This is a genomic window from Pseudomonas sp. SL4(2022), assembly GCF_026625725.1.
Taxonomy (GTDB): domain Bacteria; phylum Pseudomonadota; class Gammaproteobacteria; order Pseudomonadales; family Pseudomonadaceae; genus Aquipseudomonas.
Genome location: NZ_CP113060.1, coordinates 3,976,478 through 3,997,708, shown reverse-complemented (window position 1 = coordinate 3,997,708; position 21,231 = coordinate 3,976,478). Strand labels below are relative to the sequence as shown.

The following is a 21,231-nucleotide window of genomic DNA, read 5'->3' as shown; positions in this document are numbered from 1 at the left end:
CAGGCGGCTATCTGGGCCGCCTGCTAGAAGAAACCGAATTTAAGGAACCACACACAATGGCTATCGAGATCAAAGCCCCTACTTTCCCGGAATCGGTTGCCGACGGCACCGTGGCCACTTGGCACAAGAAACCGGGCGATGCGGTCAAGCGCGACGAGCTGATCGTTGACATCGAAACCGACAAGGTAGTGATCGAAGTGCTGGCCGAGGCCGACGGCGTCCTCGCGCAAATCATCAAGAATGAAGGCGATACCGTTCTGTCCAACGAACTGCTCGGTACCCTGGGTGAAGGCGGCGCTGCTGCGCCTGCACCGGCTGCTCAGGCGGCTGCCGCACCGGCCCAGGCCGCTGCACCAGCCGCTGCTGCGGGCGATGACCAAATCCTGTCCCCAGCTGCACGTAAGATTGCTGAAGAAAACGGCATCGACCCGAACAGCATCGCCGGCACCGGCAAAGGCGGGCGTGTCACCAAGGAAGACGTGGTGGCTGCCGTTGAAGCGAAGAAGAGCGCACCGGCTACCAAGCCTGCTGCGCCAGCTGCCGCTGCACCGGTGTTCGCCACTGGTGACCGCACCGAGAAGCGTGTACCGATGACCCGTCTGCGCGCCAAGATCGCCGAGCGTCTGGTCGAGGCTCAGTCTTCCATGGCCATGCTGACCACCTTCAACGAAGTCGACATGACCGAAGTCATGGCACTGCGTTCGAAGTACAAGGACCTGTTCGAGAAGAGCCACAACGGCGTGCGCCTGGGCTTTATGTCGTTCTTCGTCAAGGCGGCCACCGAGGCGCTGAAGCGTTTCCCGGCGGTCAACGCCTCAATCGACGGCAACGACATCGTTTACCACGGCTACGCCGACATTGGTGTTGCGGTGTCCAGCGACCGTGGCCTGGTGGTCCCGGTGCTGCGTAATGCCGAGCTGATGAGTCTGGCTGAAATCGAAAGCGGCATCGCCACCTTTGGCAAGAAAGCCAAAGACGGCAAACTGTCGATCGAAGAAATGACCGGCGGAACCTTTACCATCACTAACGGCGGCACCTTCGGTTCGATGATGTCGACGCCGATCGTCAACCCGCCGCAAGCCGCGATCCTGGGGATGCACAACATCATCCAGCGTCCGATGGCCGTGAACGGTCAGGTGGTTATCCGCCCGATGATGTACCTGGCGCTGTCTTACGATCACCGCCTGATTGATGGTAAGGAAGCCGTGACCTTCCTGGTGACCATCAAGAACTTGCTGGAAGACCCGGCGCGTCTGCTGCTGGACATCTAAAAGCCAGTTTCTCCCACGGCGGCCCTGTCTACAGGGCCGTCCGGTTTATTCGAGAAGGAATACGTTATGACCCAGAAATTCGACGTGGTAGTCATCGGTGCCGGCCCTGGTGGCTATGTAGCGGCCATCAAAGCAGCGCAGCTCGGTCTGAAGACTGCCTGCATCGAGAAGTACCAGGATAAAGAGGGCAAAATCGCCCTGGGTGGTACGTGCCTGAACGTCGGTTGCATTCCCTCCAAGGCGCTGCTGGACAGCTCCTGGAAATACTATGAGGCGAAGGATCACTTCGCGATTCACGGTATCGAAGCCAAAGGCGTGACCATCGACGTGCCAGCGATGATCGGTCGTAAGGCCAACATCGTGAAGAACCTCACCGGCGGCGTTGCCACGCTGTTCAAGGCCAATGGTGTGACCCTGCTCGAAGGTCATGGCAAGTTGCTGGCCAACAAGCAGGTTGAAGTCACCGGCTCCGACGGTAAGACGCAGATCGTCGAAGCCGAGAACGTGATTCTGGCCTCCGGCTCCAAGCCAATCGACATTCCGCCGGCTCCGGTTGATCAGGACGTGATCGTTGATTCCACTGGCGCCCTGGAATTCCAGAGCGTGCCGAAGAAGCTGGGCGTGATCGGCGCTGGCGTAATCGGTCTGGAGTTGGGTTCGGTGTGGGCACGTCTGGGCGCTGAAGTGACCGTGCTGGAAGCTCTGGACAAATTCCTCCCGGCTGCTGACGAGCAGATCGCCAAGGAAGCGCTGAAAACCTTCACCAAGCAGGGTCTGAAAATCTGTCTGGGTGCCCGTGTGACCGGCTCGGAAGTGAAGAAGAAGCAGGTTACCGTCAACTTCACCGACGCCGAAGGCGAGCAGAAGATCGTCTTCGACAAGCTGATCGTAGCTGTGGGCCGTCGCCCAGTGACCACCGATCTGCTGGCGGCTGACAGCGGCGTGACCCTGGATGAGCGCGGCTTTATTTACGTTGACGACCAGTGCGCGACCAGTGTGCCGGGCGTCTACGCCATCGGGGACGTAGTGCGTGGCGCCATGCTGGCACACAAGGCCTCGGAAGAGGGCGTGATGGTTGCCGAGCGTATCGCCGGCCACAAAGCGCAGATGAACTACGACCTGATCCCTTCGGTTATCTACACCCATCCGGAAATCGCATGGGTCGGCAAGACCGAGCAGCAACTGAAGGCTGAGGGCGTTGCCGTGAATGTCGGCACCTTCCCGTTCGCTGCCAGCGGCCGTGCCATGGCGGCCAACGACACCGGTGGTCTGGTCAAGGTGATCGCCGATGCCAACACTGACCGCGTTCTGGGTGTACACGTGATTGGCCCTAGCGCTGCCGAATTGGTGCAGCAAGGGGCAATCGGCATGGAGTTTGGCACCAGCGCTGAAGATCTGGGGATGATGGTGTTCTCTCACCCGACGCTGTCTGAAGCGCTGCACGAAGCAGCTCTGGCAGTGAATGGCCATGCCATCCACATTGCCAACCGCAAGAAGCGTTAACACGTTGTTGGCCTGAGCTACACCTGCGTCGGCGTTGTGTACCGACGCAGGTGTAGCTCCGGCTGAAAGAACCACGGCAGATGGCCCGCGTACAGCTCAGGTTGCTGCGCGGAATATCAGCCGGATTGCTCCAGAAGCAGTCACAGGTGGTGCGGCATCATAAGTGCAGCACCGTATGCGCAATACCTAAACGAAGACGGTAGACAAGCATGAATCTCCACGAGTATCAGGGTAAGCAGCTGTTCGCTGAATACGGCCTGCCCGTATCCAAGGGTTTCGCGGTAGACACCCCGGAAGAAGCCGCAGCAGCCTGCGAAAAAATCGGTGGCACCGAGTGGGTCGTCAAGGCTCAGGTCCACGCCGGTGGCCGCGGTAAAGCGGGCGGCGTGAAGCTGGTCAAGAGCAAAGAAGACGCCAAGGCTTTCGCCGCCAACTGGCTGGGCAAGCGTCTGGTGACTTACCAGACCGATGCCAATGGTCAGCCGGTCAGCAAGATCCTGGTTGAATCGTGCACCGACATCGCCAAGGAGCTGTACCTGGGCGCGGTAGTTGACCGTTCCAGCCGTCGCATCGTGTTCATGGCGTCCACCGAAGGTGGCGTGGACATCGAGAAAGTGGCACACGACACCCCTGAGAAAATCCTCAAGGCGACCATTGATCCGCTGGTTGGCGCTCAGCCGTTCCAGGGCCGCGAGCTGGCTTTCCAGCTGGGCCTGCAAGGCGATCAGATCAAGCAATTCACTCAGATCTTCGTCGGTCTGGCCAAGCTGTTCCAGGACTACGACCTGGCCCTGCTGGAAGTGAACCCGCTGGTAATCAAGGCTGATGGCAACCTGCACTGCCTGGACGCCAAGATCAACATCGACAGCAACGCCATGTACCGTCAGCCGAAGCTGCGCGCCATGCACGATCCGTCCCAGGACGATCCGCGTGAAGCTCACGCTGCCAAGTTCGAACTGAACTACGTCGCGCTGGAAGGCAACATCGGTTGCATGGTCAACGGTGCTGGCCTGGCCATGGGTACCATGGACATCGTCAACCTGCACGGCGGCAAGCCAGCCAACTTCCTCGACGTAGGTGGCGGCGCAACCAAAGAGCGCGTGACCGAAGCCTTCAAGATCATCCTGTCCGACAGCAACGTCGCTGCCGTTCTGGTGAACATCTTCGGCGGTATCGTTCGCTGCGACATGATTGCCGAAGGCATCATCGGTGCAGTGAAAGAAGTCGGCGTGAAAATCCCGGTTGTTGTCCGTCTGGAAGGCAACAACGCTGAACTGGGCGCTAAAGTCCTGGCAGAAAGCGGCCTGAACATCATCGCGGCAACCAGCCTGACCGACGCTGCTCAGCAAGTCGTCAAAGCTGCGGAGGGCAAATAATGAGCGTCCTGATCAATAAAGACACCAAAGTTATCTGCCAAGGCTTCACCGGCTCGCAGGGTACTTTCCACTCCGAACAAGCCATCGCCTACGGTACCAAGATGGTTGGCGGCGTGACCCCAGGTAAAGGCGGCACTACCCACCTGAATCTGCCGGTGTTCAACACCGTCAAGGAAGCTGTGGAAGCCACTGGCGCCACTGCTTCGGTGATCTACGTTCCGGCTCCGTTCTGCAAAGACTCGATCCTGGAAGCAGCCTTCGGTGGCATCAAGCTGATCGTTTGCATCACTGAAGGCATCGCGACCATCGACATGCTGGAAGCCAAGGTCAAGTGCGACGAGCTGGGCGTAGTCCTGATCGGCCCGAACTGCCCAGGCGTGATCACTCCGGGCGAGTGCAAGATCGGCATCATGCCAGGTCACATCCACCTGCCAGGCAAAGTAGGCATCGTGTCGCGTTCCGGCACCCTGACTTACGAAGCTGTTAAGCAGACCACTGACGCCGGTTTCGGTCAGTCCACCTGCGTCGGCATCGGCGGTGACCCGATTCCGGGCTCCAACTTCATCGACATCCTGAAGTTGTTCCAGGAAGACCCGAAGACCGAAGCGATTGTGATGATCGGTGAGATCGGCGGTTCGGCTGAAGAAGAAGCGGCTGCCTATATCAAGGCCAACGTGACCAAGCCAGTCGTATCCTACATCGCGGGTGTAACCGCTCCGGCGGGCAAGCGTATGGGCCACGCCGGCGCGATCATCTCCGGCGGCAAAGGTACTGCAGACGAGAAGTTCGCAGCCCTGCAAGACGCGGGTGTGAAAACCGTGCGTTCCCTGGCTGACATCGGCAAGGCCCTGGCCGAGCTGACCGGTTGGGAAGTCAAAAACGCCTAAGCGTTGCTGACTGCTCATGAAAAGGCCACCTTCGGGTGGCCTTTTCTTTGTCTGCTCGGTTTATATCCGCTCGACCCTATCGTTAATAGGTGATGTGCCGATCTGCCGATGTGTAGGTAGGTAAAGCGCTCAGGCGCTGATAGCCGCGAGTTGCATCCCGGGTTGTCCGGCCACCTCACCAATCACCAGAATGGCCGGACTTTTCAGGCCAAAGTCGTCCGCTGCCTGCTGCATAAGGTTCAGATGGCTACGGCATTCGCGTTGCTCGGGCAGCGAGGCGTTTTCGATCAGGGCCACGGGCATGTCGGCGCGCATACCGCTGGCCAGCAGGTTTTGACGGATTTCCGCCAATTTGGCCACACCCATATAGACCACCAGCGTTGTGCCGCTTTGCGCCAGGGCGCTCCAGTTCAGGCTGCTGTCGTCCTGGTTGTGGGCAGTAATCAGGGTTACGCCACGGGCGACTCCGCGTAAGGTCAGGGGAATACCGCAGTTGGTGGCGCCCGCCAGGCCCGCGGTGATGCCGTTGACCATCTCCACCGCAATGCCATGCGCACCGAGCCAGTCAGCTTCCTCGCTGCCTCGGCCAAATATGCAGGGATCGCCACCTTTAAGGCGCACCACGCATTTGTCCTGACGGGCATAACGCAGCATCAACCGATGGATAAACGCCTGTGGCGTGGAACGGCAACCGCCGCGCTTGCCCACCGACATGATGCGCGCGTTAGGGCAGTGTTCCAGCACAGCGGGGTTGACCAGATCGTCGATCATCACGATCTCGGCTTGATTCAGAGCCTTTACCGCTTTGAGGGTCAGCAACTCCGGATCGCCCGGGCCTGCGCCAACCAGCCAGACTTTGGTGCTCATGCTGCTCTCCTCAGGCATTCGCCACGACGGACATGGTTTGTGTCGCCAGCAGTCGTTTGATTTCGGGTACGCAGGAGCCGCATTGAGTGCCGCATTTCAGTTCCTGCTTAAGGCTATTGAGGTCGAGGCCACGGGCGATACCTGCGCAGACGGCGTCCTGGCTGACATTCAGGCAGTTGCACAGGGTCTTGCCGGAGGCCTTGGCCGTACTGGTTCCGGGTGGCGTGGGCAGTGGTGCGAGCAGCCAACGGCGCAGTTCGGCATCCGCGCCGCCGGTTTCCCAAAGACCCTTGAGCCAGTCGCGAGCGGCGGTTTCACCGGCCAGGCGGATCGCCGTGATGCGACCGTCTTCGATACGTACGCGCTTGCCGACGGCTTTGCGCGGGTCGTCATAGGCCAACACCGGGCCCTTGTTGAGGCCGAGCAGGTGGTCGATCTGTTCCAGCCATTCGGCATCGGGTGCCACTGCGCTGGCCGCTCGGATCAGCAGCGCTGGGCGCTCGCGACCGCTGAGGGTCAGGTTGGCGTAGGCAAGGGCTTCGAACAACGGGCGCAGTGCCTCGAAGCGCGACTGCACATCACCTTCGACCAGGGCAAAGAAGCTCCAGGGCAGCTCGACCTTTTCCACCTCGATGCCGGCATGCTTCAGTTCCGGCTGCTTGGACAGCGGATCGAACGCCGGTTGGGTCAGCACGTTGGTGCCCAGGCCGTTGAGAAAGCGATTGCCCCAGTGCATGGGCATATACGCCTGGCCACTGCGCACCGACTCATCGGCCACCACCGGCACGATCAGACTGCCACGGCGGCTGCGTACCTTGATTAAGTCGCCGCTCTGCAGGCGGCGCCGGCGCAGCTCGTCCGGGTGCAGGTTGAGCAGCGCTTCCGGGGCATGGCCGAACAGTTGCGCGGCCGAGCCAGTACGACTCATGCCGTGCCACTGGTCGCGCAGGCGACCCGTGTTGAGGGTCAGGGAATAGCGTGTCTCGCGCGTTTCCTTGGCGGCGCGGAACGGCTCGGCCTGAAACTGTGCGCGGCCGTTTGTCGTCGGGAACTGGCCATCGCCATACAGGCGCGGCGTGCCCTGAGTCGCGCCGGCCGGGAACGGCCATTGCTGGGGACCTTGGTGATCCAGAATCGCGTAGCTCAGCCCCGAAAGGTCGAGATCGCGTTTGGCCGTCAGGTGTTTGTATTCCTCGAATAGCGCGTTAGGGCTGTCGAAGGTGAACAGGCTGGGCAGGCCGGGGCGGAGCAGACGTTCTAAACGACGGGCGAAATCGGCGGTGATGGCCCAATCCTCTCGCGCGTCAGCCGGTGCGGGCACGGCGCGGCGCACATGGCTGATGCGCCGCTCGGAATTGGTCACCGTGCCTTCTTTCTCGCCCCAGCTGGCAGCCGGAAGCAGAAGATCGGCGTAGTGGCAGGTTTCGGTGGTGAAAAAGGCTTCCTGCACGACGACAAAGGGGCAGGTGGCCAGGGCTTCATGCACCTTGTTTTGGTCTGGCAGCGATTGCGCCGGGTTGGTGCAGGCGATCCACAGGGCTTTGATGTGTCCGCTGCGCACGGCTTCAAACAGCTCAATGGCCGTAAGGCCTGTGGTGTGCGGCAGGCTGTCGACGCCCCAATAATCGGCCACTTCGTCGCGGTGCTCGGCGTTGGCGGCGTCGCGGTGACCGGGCAGCAGATTACTCAGGCTGCCGGTTTCACGGCCGCCCATGGCATTCGGCTGGCCGGTGAGGGAGAAGGGGCCGCTGCCCACTTTGCCGATCTGTCCGGTGGCCAGGTGCAGGTTGATCAGGGCGCTGTTCTTGGCGCTACCTGAGCTGGACTGATTCAGGCCCATGCACCACAGCGAGAGAAAGCTCGGCGCCTGGCCGATGAGGCTGGCGGCTTGTAGCAGGTCGGTCTGGCTGATACCGCAGATGTCGGCTACGGCGGCTGGGGTGTAGTCGCGAACCAGATTCTTGAGCGCGTCGAAGCCTTCGGTGTGGGCATCAATGTAGCGGCGGTCGATCCAGCCTTCCCACATCAGGATATGCAGGATGCCGTGAAACAGGGCCACGTCGCTGCCAGGCAAAATCGCCAGGTGCAGATCGGCCAATTCACAGGTATCAGTGCGCCGAGGATCGACCACGATGATTTGCATGTGAGGGCGCTGGGCCTTGGCTTCTTCCAAGCGGCGGAACAGCACCGGATGGGCGAAAGCCATATTGGAACCGACGATCAGCACGCAATTGCTCTGCTCGATGTCTTCGTAGTTGCAGGGCGGCGCATCCGCACCCAGGCTGCGTTTGTAGCCGACCACGGCTGAACTCATGCATAAGCGTGAGTTGCTGTCGATGTTGTTGGTTCCCACCAACGCTCTCGCCAGCTTGTTGAAGGCGTAGTAATCCTCGGTCAGCAGTTGGCCGGAGATGTAGAAAGCCACGCTGTCCGGGCCGTGTTCGCGGAGGGTTTCGGCGAACACAGTGGCGGCGTGATCAAGGGCGTTGTCCCAGTCCGTGCGACTGCGCGCCAGGCCCTTACCCAGGCGCAGTTCAGGGTAGAGGCCGCGGGCGTCGAGGTCGCCGGTCAGGTGCAGGCTCGCGCCCTTGCTGCAGAGTTTGCCGAAGTTGGCCGGGTGGCTGGGGTCGCCTGCGACGCCAAGAATCTTCTCGCCGTCGTGTTCGATCAGCACGCCGCATCCGACACCGCAGTAGCAGCAGGTGGAGGCGGTGACTTGAGTGGGGCTGGCCATGTTCGGAGCTCCTGGGGCGAGGGGACGTTCTGGTGCGAGGGGCTTCAGCCGCGACCGTCGCCGCTGAAGCGCCTCCCACGAAGCGGGCTAGTTGCGTTGCGCGGATGCCAGCAACACCCGACCGTTTTCCACCTTGGCGTCATGTCGGTGCGCGCAGCCCACGTCCGGTGCCACAGCGCTGCCGCTCTCCAACTCGATCTGCCAATTGTGCAGCGGGCAGGCCACGCGTTTGCCGTAGATCAGCCCCTGGGACAGCGGGCCGCCTTTGTGCGGACAACGGTCGTCGAGGGCAAACACCTCATCTGCGGAAGTCCTAAACAGCGCGATATGGCCTTTCGGGCCGCTGATGATGCGCGAACCGAGCACGTTGATGTCTTCCAGCGCGCAGATATCCAGCCAGTTCATACAGAGGCCTCCTCGAGGTTCACGACGCTGATGCGGTCGAACTCTTTCTTCAGTTGCGGGGTTTCGATGCGTGCCTTCCACGGGTCCTGTTCGAACGACAGGGCGAACTGCAGGCGCGTATTCAGGGCTTTGCGGTTCTCGGCGTTGTCCACCACGGCCTGCTTGATGTGCGCCATGCCGACGCGCTGCAGGTAGTGCACCGTGCGCTCCAGGTAGAAGGCCTCTTCGCGGTACAGCTGCAGGAAGGCGCCGTTGTATTCGCGCACTTCTTCGGCGGTTTTCAGCTTGACGAAAAACTCGGCCACCTCGGTCTTGATCCCGCCGTTACCGCCGATGTACATCTCGAAGCCCGAATCCACGCCGATGATGCCGACGTCCTTGATGCCGGCCTCGGCGCAGTTGCGCGGGCAGCCGGAGACGGCCAGCTTGACCTTGTGCGGCGACCACATGTTGAACAGGTCGTGCTCCAGGTCGATGCCCAGCTGGGTGGAGTTCTGCGTGCCGAAGCGGCAGAACTCGCTGCCCACGCAGGTCTTCACGGTACGGATGGACTTGCCGTAGGCGTGGCCGGAGGGCATGTCCAGATCCTTCCACACGCCCGGTAGGTCTTCCTTCTTGATGCCCAGCAGGTCGATACGCTGGCCACCGGTGACCTTGACCATCGGCACGTTGTATTTGTCGGCCACGTCGGCGATGCGGCGCAGCTCGGACGGGTTGGTCACGCCGCCCCACATGCGTGGCACCACCGAATAGGTGCCATCCTTCTGGATGTTGGCGTGGGCGCGTTCGTTGATCAGGCGCGACTGCGGGTCGTCCTTGGCTTCGCCCGACCAGGTAGAAATCAGGTAGTAGTTCAGCGCCGGGCGGCAGGTGGCGCAGCCGTTGGGCGTGCTCCAGCGTAGCGCGGTCATGGTGTCGGCCATGTTGACCAGGTGCTGCTCGCGAATCGCCTGGCGGATCTGCCCATGGTTCAGGTCGCTGCAACCGCAGATGGCTTTCTCGCTTTTCGGTTTCACCTCGGCAGCGCCGCCGACCGTGCTGATCAGAATCTGTTCGACCAAACCGGCGCAGGAGCCGCAGGAGCTGGCTGCCTTGGTGTGCTTCTTCACGTCATCGACGCTGAACAGGCCGTTCTCCTGGATCGCCTTGACGATGGTGCCCTTGCACACGCCGTTGCAACCGCACACTTCCATGCTGTCGGGCATGTTCGCCGCGCTGCTCTGGCCCTGGTGGCCGACGTCGCCAAGGGCACTTTCACCGAACATCAGGTGGTCACGGATCTGGCTGATGTTGGCGTTTTCCTTGATCTGGCGGAAATACCAGCCGCCATCGGCGGTGTCGCCATACAGGCAGCCACCGACCAGGATGTCGTTCTTGATCACCAGCTTCTTGTACACGCCGCCGATGGGGTCGGAGAGGATGATGGTCTCGGTGCCTTCGCCGCCCATAAAGTCGCCGGCAGAGAACAGGTCGATGCCGGTGACCTTGAGCTTGGTCGAGGTGACCGAGCCCTGATAGCGGGCGAAGCCGAGTTGGGCCAGGTGGTTGGCGCAGACTTTTGCTTGTTCGAACAGCGGCGCGACCAGGCCGTAGGCGATGCCACGGTGGTTAGCGCACTCGCCGATCGAGTAGATGCGCGGGTCGTAGGTCTGCAGGGTGTCGTTGACCAGGATGCCGCGGTTGCACGGGATGCCGGCCTTTTCCGCCAGTTCGGTGTTGGGACGGATGCCGGCGGCCATTACCACCAGGTCGGCGGGGATCACGTCACCGCTCTTGAACTGCACGGCGCAGACCCGGCCTTCACCGTTGTCCATCAGCTCTTCGGTTTGCTCATTCAGGCGGAAGTGAATGCCGCGTGCTTCCAAGGCGCTTTGCAGCAGCTTACCGGCCGTGCGGTCGAGTTGGCGCTCCAGCAGCCAATCGGAAAGGTGCACCACGGTTACGTCCATGCCGCGCATTTTCAGGCCGTTAGCCGCTTCCAGGCCGAGCAGGCCGCCGCCGATGACCACGGCATGGTTGTGGGTTTTGGCGGTGTTGATCATGGCCTGGGTGTCGGCCACGTCGCGGTAGCCGATTACCCCGGCCAACTTGTTGCCAGGGATCGGCAGGATAAAGGGGGTGGAGCCGGTGGCAATGAGCAGGCGGTCGTATTCGGCGCTGCTGCCGTCGGAGGCTGTAACCACGCGTTTCTTACGGTCGACGCTGACCACTTTGCGGTTGAGCATCAGCTGGATGTTGTTTTCGGCATACCAGTTGAGGTCGTTGAGGATGATCTCCTCGAAGGTCTGTTCGCCGGCCAGTACCGGCGAGAGCAGGATGCGGTTGTAGTTCGGATGGGGTTCGGCGCCGAACACCGTAATGTCATAGAGATCGGGGGCGAGCTTGAGCAGCTCTTCGAGGGTGCGTACACCTGCCATGCCGTTACCGATCATCACCAGCTTGAGCTTCTGCATGCCGGCCATCTCCTGATTAAACACGCGCAAAACAAAAAAGGCGTCCCGCTAGTCACCTAGCGAGGACGCCTTTGTCCAAGTCCCGTTCTCTCGGGAAGTGCGACCCTCTTCGTTGAAGGTCGCGCTTTATTAAATTGTGTCAGTGACAATGCAGGTCGTGTGCCAACACATAGCGCGTGCTGTTTTGCAGGGCTTTAAGAGCGTTTGCCTGGTTGAAGGGGTGACTCTGGCACTCTCATGGTGCGCCGTGCGCTGGCGTGGTGCGTCTTGGCGGCAAGGTGCTGCCCTGAAAAACCGTGACCGTCACTGCGATGCCAGATCGGTCGCATGTGACGGCCCCATATGCGCAGCAGAGGTTCAGCGGCTGCCACGGACGTCGGTTGTGTAGATGGCATCCTCTACCGCAGTGCTTAACGCCTGGGTGGGAAGCGGAAGGGTCAGAAGGGCCAGAGCGAGTAGGCTGCTCAACAGCCCGGCGTGGCGGACATGGCTGCGCGTGGTTGGCATCGTGATTCCCTGCTTTTTTGTTGTTCTGCTTTAGGCCTAGCAGAGGATGTGCAGGCTGTCACGTGATGGCTGACTAAAAATTGACCAGTGTCTATGGCTGGTCCAGCCAGTTGACCTTGCTGAAGGTCGTGCTGAAGGACGCTGGCATCGGCACCACTTTACCCAATTTGTAGTTGAAAAAGACAAAGCCGGACTTGGCCATGGCCACCAGGTTGCCATCGGCTGGGCGGGTAATGCGAAAGGTGATATCGCCACCATATTTGTTGAAATCCATCACCCCGACCTCGAATAGCAACTGGTCGCGGGCATGGGCTTCGGCGCGGTAGGTAGTGGCCAGGTCGGTGACGATGATGCCAGTGCCATCTTCCTGGGTTTCGACGATGCCGAACTCGAACAGAAAACGTGCCCGGGCTTCGGAAATCATCGAAATCATCGAGTCGTTGCCCAGGTGATTGGCCGCGTTAATGTCGGTCACCCGCACCGTCAGGTGGGTGCTGTAGCAGAACTGGTCTTCGGGGAACTCAAGTTTCAGGCGGGCCATGCCAGCATCCGGTCGTCAGCGAAAGGTGGCGAATGTTAACCCCGTTCGTCTTTGCCGGGCAGCCGCTGATGCAGGCGGCGGGTAAAACAGTGATGATCTGCCGATCATCCTGATGGCATGGGGCAGGTTAAGCATGAAACTCGGACGATTGAGCATCGGCGCGCTGCTGATGCTGTTGTGCTTAGTGGATGTGCAGGCACAGGGGCTGCGCGATGCCCTGAGTGATCGACGCAGTGCCAAGAGCGCCGCGCAGCTTGGCGCAGAGCTGTTGGCCGATCTGCCTTATGGCACGCATGCGCGTCAGCGTCTGGATGTGTACCGCCCACTAAAGGCCAAGTCGGCACCGATTCTGCTGATGGTGCACGGCGGCGCCTGGGACAAGGGCGACAAACGCATGGACCGGGTGGTTGAGAACAAACTGGCGCGCTGGTTACCCCAGGGGTATCTGTTTGTCTCGGTGAACTATCGCCTGATTCCGGATGCGATGCCCGTGCAACAGGCCGAGGACATAGCCCAGGCGCTGAGCTACGTCCAGCAACATGCAACAGGCTGGGGTGGGGACCCGCAGCGCGTGGTGCTGTTGGGGCATTCGGCAGGTGCGCATTTGGTCAGCCTGCTCAGTGCTGCTCCTGAGATTGGCCAGGCTTATGCTGTAAAACCCTGGTTGGGCACTGTGGCACTCGACAGTGCGGCGTTTGATGTTGAACGCATTATGCGCGACAGGCACTACCGCCTGTATGACAAGGCGTTTGGCCAGGACCCGGCCTATTGGCGTGCTGCATCGCCCGTGCGGCGTTTGCAGCAAGCAGGCGCACCAATGCTGGCCGTCTGCTCCAGCAAACGCGAAGAAGCATGCCGTCAGGCGCAGGGCTTTGCCAAGCGAGGCAGTGAGTTGGGTATGCAGGTCACGGTATTGCCACTGGCGTTGTCGCACGGCGAGATCAATGCGCAATTAGGCATGCCGGGCGCCTACACCGATGCAGTGGAAACCTTCTTCCAGCGCATCGGTGCGACGCCTGCGCCCTAGGCTGCCGGGCGTTGCTGGCGCTGGTAGAGAAACTCCAGCACGGCGGTGCGGTAGGCGTGGTAGTGCGGGTCATTGGCCAGGGTCAGGCGATCCCGTGGGCGCGCCAGCTCGACCTTGACGATATCGCCCACGGTCGCAGCCGGGCCGTTGGTCATCATCACGATGCGATCGGAGAGCAGCACCGCCTCATCGACATCGTGGGTGACCATCACCACCGTGCTGTGGGTTTCGCCGACGATGCGCAGCAGTTCGTCCTGCAGGTGCGCGCGGGTCAGGGCGTCCAGCGCGCCGAAGGGTTCGTCCATCAACAGCACCTTGGGCTGCATGGCCAGGGCGCGGGCGATGCCAACGCGCTGCTTCATGCCGCCAGAGATTTCATTCGGGTGCTTGTAGGTGGCGTGGCTCAGGCCCACCATGGCCAGCGCCGCTTCGGTGCGCTCCTTGAGCTGGGCCTTGCTCTCCTTGCCGGCGAAGACCTTTTCCACCGCCAGGTAGACGTTGCCGTAGCAGGTCATCCAGGGCAGCAGGCTGTGGTTCTGGAACACCACGCCACGCTCCGGGCCAGGACCGTCGATCTCGCGGCCGTTGCAGATCAGACCGCCTTCGCTGGCCTCGAGCAGGCCGGCGATCAGGTTGAGCACGGTGGATTTACCGCAACCCGAATGGCCGATCAGGGTGACGAACTCACCCTTGACAATGCTCAGGTTGACGTCGGTGAGGGCCTGGAAGCGGCCTTTCTTGGTGCCGAAATGCTTGCCGACCTGAGTCAGCTCTACGAATTTATCCATGTTGCGGCTCCTTAGCGTGTCTGCTCAAGCTGGCCTGCTTTAGCTGGCGTAGTCGAAACGTTTGGCCAGCAGCAACAGCAGTTGCTCCAAAGCCAGGCCGACCAGGCCGACGATGATGATGGCGATCAGGATGTGTTCGACGTTGAGGTTGTTCCACTCATCCCACACCCAGAAACCCAGGCCCGTGCCGCCGGTGAGCATCTCGGCGGCGACAATTACCAGCCAGGCCACGCCAATGGCCAGGCGAATGCCGGTCATCAGGTGTGGCAACACGGCGGGAAACAGGATGCGTGTGAGCACCTTGAACTCCGAGAGCTTGAGCACCCGCGCCACGTTCAGATAATCCTGCGGCACGCTGGACACACCGGCGGCGGTGTTGAGGATGATCGGCCAGATTGAGCTGATGAAAATCACCCAGATCGACGCCGGGCCAGCCGCTTCGAACACCAGCAGACCAATCGGTAGCCAAGCCAGCGGCGAAACCGGACGCAGCAGGCTGATGATCGGCGAGAGCATGCTGGCCAAGAAAGCAAAGCGGCCGATGGCAAAGCCCAGCGGAATGCCCACCAACGCCGCCAAACCAAAGCCGATACTGACGCGGCCCAGCGAATGCAGGATATTCCAGCCGATGCCCATGTCATTCGGGCCGTTGTCATAGAAGGGGTTGGCAAACAGCTCCAGTGCCGCCGCCCAGGTACTGACTGGGCCTGGCAGACCCTCGCTTTTGCTCGCAATCAGCGCCCACACGCCAATAAACAGTGCGATGCCGAGTAATGGCGGCACAACCGCCTTGAGCAGGCTGCTCAGCGCCGTCACGCCTGGCAGCACCAGGCGTGACGCTTTGCTTGTTGGCGCAGGCAAGGGCAATGGGGTTTTCAGTGGTGCGTTCATCACGAACCTCCCAATCAGGCTTTAATCGCAAAAGAGTTGGCATAGGCAGCTGGCTCGGAGCCATTCCATACGTTGCCGTCGATCAGCATGCTGCTACGCAGCGAGCTGGCCGGCACAGGGATGTTCAACGCACTGGCGGCTTCTTTGTACAGCGCAACCTGGTTGACCCCGGCGGCGACGACGGGGTAATTCGGGTCTTCCTTGATCAGGCCCCAACGCTTGAATTGGGTCATAAACCACATGCCGTCGGAGTGATACGGGAAGTTCACCGTGCCGTTCTTGCAGAAGGCCATGGCGTGATCGTCTTTCCAGCTGTTGCCCAGGCCGTCCTCATACTGGCTGAGGAAGCGCGGCTCGATCACCTTGACCGGTGCATTGACGTAGGCCTTGCCGGAAATCAACTTGGCCGTGCTCTTACGGTTTTCCTCGCTGGCTTCGATAAACTGGCTGGCGTCCAGCACCGCCATGATCAGCGCGCGGGCCGCGTTGGGGTATTGCTCGATAAAAGTGCGGGTGGCACCGAGGACCTTTTCCGGGTGATCCGGCCAGATCTGCTGAGTCGTGACGGCGGTGAAACCAATCTTGTCGGCAATCGCCCGCGCGCCCCAGGGCTCACCGACGCAGAAGCCGTCCATATTGCCGACGCGCATATTGGCGACCATCTGCGGTGGTGGCACGACGATGGTTTTCACATCGCTCATCGGGTTGATGCCCAGGCTCGCCAGCCAGTAATACAGCCACATGGCGTGGGTACCGGTGGGGAAAGTCTGGGCGAAAGTCAGCGGGTTTCCGCCTTTTTTCACATGCTCGGCCAGTTGTGCACCGTTGGTGACGCCGGCCTCTTTGAGCTGTTTGGAGAGGGTGATGGCCTGGCCGTTCTGGTTCAGGCCCATCAGTACCGCCATATCCTTCTGCGGCCCGGCGATGCCCAGCTGCGCGCCATACATCATGCCGTACAGCACGTGGGCGGCATCCAGCTCGCCGGTATTCAGTTTGTCGCGCACACCGGCCCAGGAGGCTTCTTTACTCGGGGTGATGGTCAGGCCGTATTTCTCGCCAAAGCCCTGAGTAGCTGCGACTACGACCGAGGCGCAGTCGGTCAGCGGAATAAAACCAACTTTCAGCGCAGCCTTTTCCGGTGCATCGGAGCCGGCGGCCCAGGCCACGCTGCGCAGCGAAGCGGGTGCGCTCAGGCCAAGGGCGGCGACACCACCTAAGGTGCCGGCGACAGCTATCGAGGTTCTCAGAAAGTTACGGCGGCTGTGCAGGCTTAGGGCCTTCGAATCACGATCAGTCATAGGTCTGTCCTCTCTGGCCGATAAAACGGCTGAAACAAAAAACGGCGTCCGCCAGGCCACCTCTAATGAGGTGACCTGACGGACGCCGTTGTCCGTGATCCGCGGCTCACCGCCGTTGGTGGGCTGCGCAGGAATCTTGTGAGGACGATAGCAAAGGGCTTGCCAGCTTTACTGGGGTACGGCGGCTGACAACCGCCAGAACCCTCTGAAGCGGGCTCGAACGAGCCTTAGGTTGGTAGGCTTAAACGCTATAAATCATAGGGTTAAGCACAGTATTAAATGTTGGTTAGAAAAAAGTTTTCTTGCCGTAATGCCGTGCCATGCCGCAGACCAGCAGCGCTTTTAGTCATCTTATTGAGCCAATGTTGTGCATGGCTAAGCCGCTGCCAAGCGCTTTTGCTTCGCCTTGGTGCCGCCAGCCTAGGTGTGGATCACGCACCACAGCCTTAGCGGGACAGCGATTTGCCCTGAGTTTCCTCGACAAACTCCTTGAGCCAGCGCAGCACTTCCACCGCCTCCCAGCGCGAGGGGTCGAACATGGCGTAGGTCAGGCCCTGGTAGCCGACCACATCCAGCTGACGGTGATAGCCGGCACGCTGCAGCAAGGCTTCGATCTCGGCAAAACAGGTGTTGAAGTGCACCCGGGAAAACGGCGTTTTGCCCTCGGTGACGATGCCTTCAAGCTGCAATTCATTGACGGTGGCCCGGACTTTTTCCAAGGGCATGCGGTTTACGCTGTGTTTCAGCTGCAGTACGTCGAGCATCTGGGTACTCCTGTTAACGCCTTGTATGGGCCCGATCTGCCGGGCGGCATGGTTGGCTGGATGGCATGACCAAGGGTAATCGAAAAATACTGTACAAATAAACAGTATTCGATAATAGTAAGCCCAAGGCCATAACCGGCACCTACTCGATCACTCGCGCCATCTGCCCGCAAAGCCAATGGCCACAGGCACTGCAGAGGAGTCACTAACAATGCAACAGATGCTGATGACAATTGTGCTGTTGGGTCTTTTGGCCGGTTGTGCGCAACCCCAGCTTGATCAACCGAGGGCCAATGGCACCTACCTGGTGATTGAGAATGGCCAGGCCTGGGCGGTGCTGGTATCCGACGGCAAGCGTGTAGAAGAGCAGGGCACGGTGGTGGATGTGATCAGGCTGCCGAGCGAGGACTCTGCCGTGGCGGCCAGTTATGTGATCGAAACGGCCAATTGCGGCCGCGTGCAGTGGCTGAGCGAACGCTCGGATGCGGCAGATGGCATGACCAATCTGATGTCGCTGCACAGCAACAATCAACTGGGGCAGAGCGGCTGCGTCATTACCAGTGGTCTGAGCAAGGTTTGGACGGTGCTGGATTACTCCGGTTGAAACGAAAGAGGGCCCCCTAAGGTGCCCTCTATCTTCTGCTTACTCGTCGGCCTTGGCCTTCTTGCCGGGTATCAGGCCATCGGCGCGGAACATCGCCTTGATCCCGCGAATCGCCTGACGGATGCGGTCCTGATTTTCGATCAAGGCAAAGCGCACATGGTCATCGCCGTAATCGCCAAAGCCGATGCCCGGGGAGACGCAGACCTTGGCCTCCAGCAGCAGCTTCTTGGCGAATTCCAGTGAACCGAGCTGGGCGTACTGCTCAGGAATTTTCGCCCAGACATACATCGAGGCTTTCGGGTTTTCGACCATCCAGTCCAGCTCGTGCAAGCCTTTGACCAGCAGGTTGCGGCGCTGGCGGTATTGCTCGGCGATATCGCGCACGCATTGCTGATCACCTTCCAGCGCGGCAATCGCCGCCACCTGCAGCGGGGTGAAGGTGCCGTAGTCGTGGTAGCTCTTAATCCGCGCCAGGGCGCTGACCAGCTCCTGGTTACCGACCATAAAGCCGATGCGCCAGCCGGCCATGTTGTAGCTCTTCGACAAGGTGAAGAACTCCACGGCAATGTCCTTGGCACCCGGCACCTGCATGATCGACGGGGCTTTCCAGCCGTCGTAGACGATATCGGCGTAGGCCAGATCGTGAATCACCAGCACGTCATATTGCTTGGCCAGGGCCACCACACGCTCGAAGAAATCCAGCTCCACACACTGTGCAGTGGGATTGGACGGGAAGCCGAGGATCATCATCTTCGGCTTGGGAATCGACTCGCGAATTGCCCGCTCCAGCTCGGCGAAGAAATCCACGCCGGGAATCAGTGGCACTGAACGCACCTGGGCACCGGCGATGACCGCGCCGTAGATATGAATCGGGTAGCTGGGGTTGGGCACCAGAACGGTGTCGCCATGGTCCAGGGTCGCCAGCATCAGGTGCGCCAGGCCTTCCTTGGAGCCAATGGTAACGATGGCCTCGCTTTCAGGGTCGATCTCCACGTCGTAGCGATCCTTGTACCAGCGAGAGATGGCGCGGCGCAGGCGCGGAATGCCGCGTGAGGTGGAGTAGCCGTGGGTGTCTTCACGCTGGGCGACCTGCACCAGTTTTTCGACGATATGCGGCGGCGTGGCACCGTCCGGGTTACCCATGCTGAAGTCGATGATGTCTTCGCCACGGCGGCGCGCGGCCATCTTCAGTTCAGCGGTGATGTTGAAAACGTAGGGGGAGTCGATCGATGCGCGCAAAGCGGCGCGAAGCTTGGTCAGCCATGCTTTCCTCGGAGACGTAAGCGCCCGGAACCGTCCGAGCGACGTTGGCCAGTGTGCTGGCCAGGCGCGAAGATAAGCGCCGCGCTGCTTTTATGTCCAGCACAGCCAGGCGTCAGCACGGCATAACAGTGGTCGAACTCAGCTGCCGAGCATGTCGTGCATGGCGATGATCTGTTCAGCCACCTGCACCAGCTTCTGCTGGCGGCTCATGGCCTGGCGACGCATCAGTGTGTAGGCCTGTTCCTCGTCGCAGCTTTTCATCTTCATCAACAGGCCCTTGGCCACTTCAATGCGCTTGCGTTCGGCCAGCTGGGCATCGCGTGCCTGCAGTTGTGCACGCAACGCCTGGTCGCTCTCGAAACGGGCCATGGCCACGTCGAGAATCGGCTGCAGGCGCTGGGCATGGATGCCCTCGACGATATAGGCGCTGACGCCGCTCTGAATCGCCTGGCGCATCACGCCGGGGTCATGCTCGTCGGTGAACATGACAATGGTGCGCGGCTGGTCGCGGCTGACCAGCACCACCTGCTCCATGACATCGCGGCTCGGTGATTCGGTATCGATCAGGATCACGTCAGGGCGTGCTGCCTCGACCCGCTCCGGCAGATCGATGGTCAGACCAGATTCATCGATGACCTCGAAGCCTGCTTCGGTCAATGCTGTTTTCAGACGGCCAACTTTCTTCGCCGTGTCGTTAATCAGCATGATACGCAGCATCTCAGCAGCTCTCCTGCAGCGCGTCAGTGGGCACATCAACCCGTGCATGCAGTGCAAAGCTGCGGGCATAGCCGACCGGGTCAGTGCCGTCCCAGATCGGGCCATCCAGCAACTGGCTGCTGCGCATGGGCGCCGGTACGGCGATGCCGAGGGTGCTGGCGGCCTGCTGGTAGAGATCGAGTTGTTGCACCTGACGGGCGATAGCCAGGTAGTCCGGGTCATTACGCAGCAGACCCCAGCGGCGGAACTGGGTCATAAACCACATGGCGTCTGATAGATAAGGCATGTTCACCGCGCCCTGACCATGGAAGCGCAGTGGATGAGCGTCCAACCAGGCATGGCCGAGACCGTCCTGATAGTGGCCGAGAAAACGCGGTTGAATGGCCGACAGCGGTGCGTCTACATAATCCTGACCGCTGAGTAACTGGGCGGTGCTGCACTGGTTTTCCTCGCTCTCATCGATAAACCGACTGGCTTCCAGCACGGCCATGATCAGGGCGCGGGCGCTGTTGGGGTGCTGGCGGACAAAGGCACGGGTACAGCCCAGCACTTTCTCCGGGTGATTGGGCCAGATCGCCTGGATAGTGGTCAGGGTGCAGCCGAGGTTTTCTTCCACTGCTTTGGCAGTCCAGGGTTCGCCAACACAGAAACCGTCGATGCGTTGGGCCTTGAGGTGTTCGATCATCTGCGGCGGCGGCACGACCACGCTGTCGACATCGCGCAATGGATGAATGCCCTGGCTAGCGAGCCAGAAATACAGCCACATAGCATGGGTGCCGGTAGGGAAGGTCTGGGCGAAGGTCAGGCGTGCGGCATGCTGGTGCACATACTGGTTCAGTGCCTCACCGCTGGTCACGCCGGTGGCCTGCAGGGGCTGCGACAGGTTGATGCTCTGGCCGTTCTGGTTCAGCCCCATGAGTACAGCCATGTCGGTGGCAGGGGCGCCGCCCAGACCCAGTTGTACGCCATAGATCAAGCCGTAGAGACTGTGGGCAGCGTCCAGTTCACCGCTCAGCAGTTTATCGCGCAAGCCTGCCCATGAACGCTGCCGCTTCAGGTTTAGGGTCAGGCCATATTTTTCGGCAAAGCCCTGCGTTGCGGCGACAATCACCGATGCCGAATCGCTCAGGGCCATGAAGCCAATATTCAACACGGGCTTTTCCGGTGTATCGCTGCAGCTGATCAGGCGCTCATTCATGGTGCTTTCCTGGGCCCACACAGAAAGGTGCCGTGCCACTCGCGGCCCTCGCTTACGAGTGATACGACACCGTTGTCTTGTTGAAGCGTTTCCGCCGTTGGAAAGGCTGGTTGATGCTTAGCAATGCATATGCCACT

The 21,231-nt window shown here is 60.7% G+C and carries 17 protein-coding genes and 1 pseudogene; 6 read left to right on the top strand and 12 right to left on the bottom strand.

What is annotated here, in order from left to right:
* Window positions 1-56: 56 nt before the first annotated feature.
* From odhB to sucD, 4 genes are all read left to right on the top strand, one after another.
* On the top strand, window positions 57-1,271 hold the full coding sequence (gene odhB, locus OU997_RS18880; protein ID WP_267808026.1) for a 2-oxoglutarate dehydrogenase complex dihydrolipoyllysine-residue succinyltransferase: 1,215 nt from the start codon (window positions 57-59) through the stop codon (window positions 1,269-1,271).
* Between the two features lie 66 nt (window positions 1,272-1,337).
* Window positions 1,338-2,774 carry a dihydrolipoyl dehydrogenase gene (gene lpdA, locus OU997_RS18875; RefSeq protein WP_108488309.1) on the top strand — a complete coding sequence of 479 codons (1,437 nt, stop codon included), beginning with the start codon at window positions 1,338-1,340 and terminating at the stop codon, window positions 2,772-2,774.
* A gap of 209 nt (window positions 2,775-2,983) precedes the next feature.
* On the top strand, window positions 2,984-4,150 hold the full coding sequence (gene sucC / locus OU997_RS18870) for an ADP-forming succinate--CoA ligase subunit beta (RefSeq protein WP_108488308.1): 1,167 nt from the start codon (window positions 2,984-2,986) through the stop codon (window positions 4,148-4,150).
* Entirely contained in the window at window positions 4,150-5,037 is an 888-nt protein-coding gene (gene sucD, locus OU997_RS18865; RefSeq protein ID WP_108488307.1) for a succinate--CoA ligase subunit alpha, read from the top strand. The genes sucC and sucD overlap by 1 nt, the downstream gene beginning before the upstream one ends.
* A gap of 129 nt (window positions 5,038-5,166) precedes the next feature.
* Here the strand turns inward: sucD and cobA are convergent, their stop codons facing one another.
* The 5 genes from cobA to OU997_RS18840 all read right to left on the bottom strand — a co-directional run bounded on the left by cobA (window position 5,167) and on the right by OU997_RS18840 (window position 12,544).
* Window positions 5,167-5,904, bottom strand: coding sequence for a uroporphyrinogen-III C-methyltransferase (gene cobA, locus OU997_RS18860; RefSeq protein ID WP_267808024.1), 738 nt, complete (start codon window positions 5,902-5,904; stop codon window positions 5,167-5,169).
* A 10-nt stretch (window positions 5,905-5,914) separates the two neighbouring features.
* Window positions 5,915-8,638, bottom strand: a complete 2,724-nt coding sequence (locus OU997_RS18855; RefSeq protein ID WP_267808022.1) for a nitrate reductase — start codon at window positions 8,636-8,638, stop codon at window positions 5,915-5,917.
* Window positions 8,639-8,725: 87 nt separating this feature from the next.
* Window positions 8,726-9,043 carry a nitrite reductase small subunit NirD gene (nirD, locus tag OU997_RS18850; protein ID WP_267808020.1) on the bottom strand — a complete coding sequence of 106 codons (318 nt, stop codon included), beginning with the start codon at window positions 9,041-9,043 and terminating at the stop codon, window positions 8,726-8,728.
* Complete coding sequence (gene nirB, locus OU997_RS18845; protein WP_267808019.1) at window positions 9,040-11,496, bottom strand: nitrite reductase large subunit NirB; 2,457 nt, start codon at window positions 11,494-11,496, stop codon at window positions 9,040-9,042. The genes nirD and nirB overlap by 4 nt, the downstream gene beginning before the upstream one ends.
* Window positions 11,497-12,094: 598 nt before the next feature.
* On the bottom strand, window positions 12,095-12,544 hold the full coding sequence (locus OU997_RS18840) for a thioesterase family protein (protein WP_267808017.1): 450 nt from the start codon (window positions 12,542-12,544) through the stop codon (window positions 12,095-12,097).
* Between the two features lie 133 nt (window positions 12,545-12,677).
* Between OU997_RS18840 and OU997_RS18835 the strand changes: the two genes are divergently transcribed.
* On the top strand, window positions 12,678-13,571 hold the full coding sequence (locus tag OU997_RS18835) for an alpha/beta hydrolase (RefSeq protein ID WP_267808016.1): 894 nt from the start codon (window positions 12,678-12,680) through the stop codon (window positions 13,569-13,571).
* Here the strand turns inward: OU997_RS18835 and OU997_RS18830 are convergent.
* The 4 genes from OU997_RS18830 to OU997_RS18815 form a co-directional block, all read right to left on the bottom strand.
* Entirely contained in the window at window positions 13,568-14,359 is a 792-nt protein-coding gene (locus OU997_RS18830; protein WP_267808015.1) for an ABC transporter ATP-binding protein, read from the bottom strand. The genes OU997_RS18835 and OU997_RS18830 overlap by 4 nt on opposite strands.
* A gap of 39 nt (window positions 14,360-14,398) precedes the next feature.
* A complete protein-coding gene (gene ntrB, locus OU997_RS18825) occupies window positions 14,399-15,250 on the bottom strand; it encodes a nitrate ABC transporter permease (RefSeq protein ID WP_267808013.1) in 852 nt (283 codons plus the stop codon).
* Between the two features lie 14 nt (window positions 15,251-15,264).
* On the bottom strand, window positions 15,265-16,548 hold the full coding sequence (locus tag OU997_RS18820) for a CmpA/NrtA family ABC transporter substrate-binding protein (RefSeq protein ID WP_267808011.1): 1,284 nt from the start codon (window positions 16,546-16,548) through the stop codon (window positions 15,265-15,267).
* Between the two features lie 446 nt (window positions 16,549-16,994).
* Window positions 16,995-17,312 carry a transcriptional regulator gene (locus tag OU997_RS18815; RefSeq protein WP_108488299.1) on the bottom strand — a complete coding sequence of 106 codons (318 nt, stop codon included), beginning with the start codon at window positions 17,310-17,312 and terminating at the stop codon, window positions 16,995-16,997.
* Between the two features lie 211 nt (window positions 17,313-17,523).
* Here OU997_RS18815 and OU997_RS18810 point away from each other — a divergent pair, with 211 nt between their 5' ends.
* Window positions 17,524-17,916, top strand: a complete 393-nt coding sequence (locus OU997_RS18810; RefSeq protein ID WP_267808009.1) for a hypothetical protein — start codon at window positions 17,524-17,526, stop codon at window positions 17,914-17,916.
* Window positions 17,917-17,955: 39 nt separating this feature from the next.
* Here OU997_RS18810 and alaC read toward each other — a convergent pair.
* The 3 genes and pseudogenes from alaC to OU997_RS18795 form a co-directional block, all read right to left on the bottom strand.
* Window positions 17,956-19,180, bottom strand: a pseudogene (gene alaC / locus OU997_RS18805) (alanine transaminase).
* Window positions 19,181-19,317: 137 nt separating this feature from the next.
* Entirely contained in the window at window positions 19,318-19,896 is a 579-nt protein-coding gene (locus tag OU997_RS18800) for an ANTAR domain-containing response regulator (RefSeq protein ID WP_108488296.1), read from the bottom strand.
* Window position 19,897: 1 nt separating this feature from the next.
* The gene (locus OU997_RS18795; protein WP_267808007.1) at window positions 19,898-21,094 is read right to left on the bottom strand and encodes a CmpA/NrtA family ABC transporter substrate-binding protein; all 1,197 of its coding nucleotides are present in this window, start codon (window positions 21,092-21,094) and stop codon (window positions 19,898-19,900) included.
* Window positions 21,095-21,231: the final 137 nt, after the last annotated feature.

What these genes read in the sequence shown, in the direction of transcription:
- lpdA (WP_108488309.1), top strand. Translation starts at nt 1,338, where the DNA reads ATGACCCAGAAATTCGACGTGGTAGTCATCGGTGCCGGCCCTGGTGGC.
- OU997_RS18795 (WP_267808007.1), bottom strand. Translation starts at nt 21,094, where the DNA reads ATGAATGAGCGCCTGATCAGCTGCAGCGATACACCGGAAAAGCCCGTG.
- OU997_RS18800 (WP_108488296.1), bottom strand. Translation starts at nt 19,896, where the DNA reads ATGCTGCGTATCATGCTGATTAACGACACGGCGAAGAAAGTTGGCCGT.
- OU997_RS18810 (WP_267808009.1), top strand. Translation starts at nt 17,524, where the DNA reads ATGCAACAGATGCTGATGACAATTGTGCTGTTGGGTCTTTTGGCCGGT.
- odhB (WP_267808026.1), top strand. Translation starts at nt 57, where the DNA reads ATGGCTATCGAGATCAAAGCCCCTACTTTCCCGGAATCGGTTGCCGAC.
- nirD (WP_267808020.1), bottom strand. Translation starts at nt 9,043, where the DNA reads ATGAACTGGCTGGATATCTGCGCGCTGGAAGACATCAACGTGCTCGGT.
- sucC (WP_108488308.1), top strand. Translation starts at nt 2,984, where the DNA reads ATGAATCTCCACGAGTATCAGGGTAAGCAGCTGTTCGCTGAATACGGC.
- sucD (WP_108488307.1), top strand. Translation starts at nt 4,150, where the DNA reads ATGAGCGTCCTGATCAATAAAGACACCAAAGTTATCTGCCAAGGCTTC.
- OU997_RS18855 (WP_267808022.1), bottom strand. Translation starts at nt 8,638, where the DNA reads ATGGCCAGCCCCACTCAAGTCACCGCCTCCACCTGCTGCTACTGCGGT.
- OU997_RS18815 (WP_108488299.1), bottom strand. Translation starts at nt 17,312, where the DNA reads ATGCTCGACGTACTGCAGCTGAAACACAGCGTAAACCGCATGCCCTTG.
- nirB (WP_267808019.1), bottom strand. Translation starts at nt 11,496, where the DNA reads ATGCAGAAGCTCAAGCTGGTGATGATCGGTAACGGCATGGCAGGTGTA.
- OU997_RS18835 (WP_267808016.1), top strand. Translation starts at nt 12,678, where the DNA reads ATGAAACTCGGACGATTGAGCATCGGCGCGCTGCTGATGCTGTTGTGC.
- ntrB (WP_267808013.1), bottom strand. Translation starts at nt 15,250, where the DNA reads ATGAACGCACCACTGAAAACCCCATTGCCCTTGCCTGCGCCAACAAGC.
- OU997_RS18840 (WP_267808017.1), bottom strand. Translation starts at nt 12,544, where the DNA reads ATGGCCCGCCTGAAACTTGAGTTCCCCGAAGACCAGTTCTGCTACAGC.
- cobA (WP_267808024.1), bottom strand. Translation starts at nt 5,904, where the DNA reads ATGAGCACCAAAGTCTGGCTGGTTGGCGCAGGCCCGGGCGATCCGGAG.
- OU997_RS18820 (WP_267808011.1), bottom strand. Translation starts at nt 16,548, where the DNA reads ATGACTGATCGTGATTCGAAGGCCCTAAGCCTGCACAGCCGCCGTAAC.
- OU997_RS18830 (WP_267808015.1), bottom strand. Translation starts at nt 14,359, where the DNA reads ATGGATAAATTCGTAGAGCTGACTCAGGTCGGCAAGCATTTCGGCACC.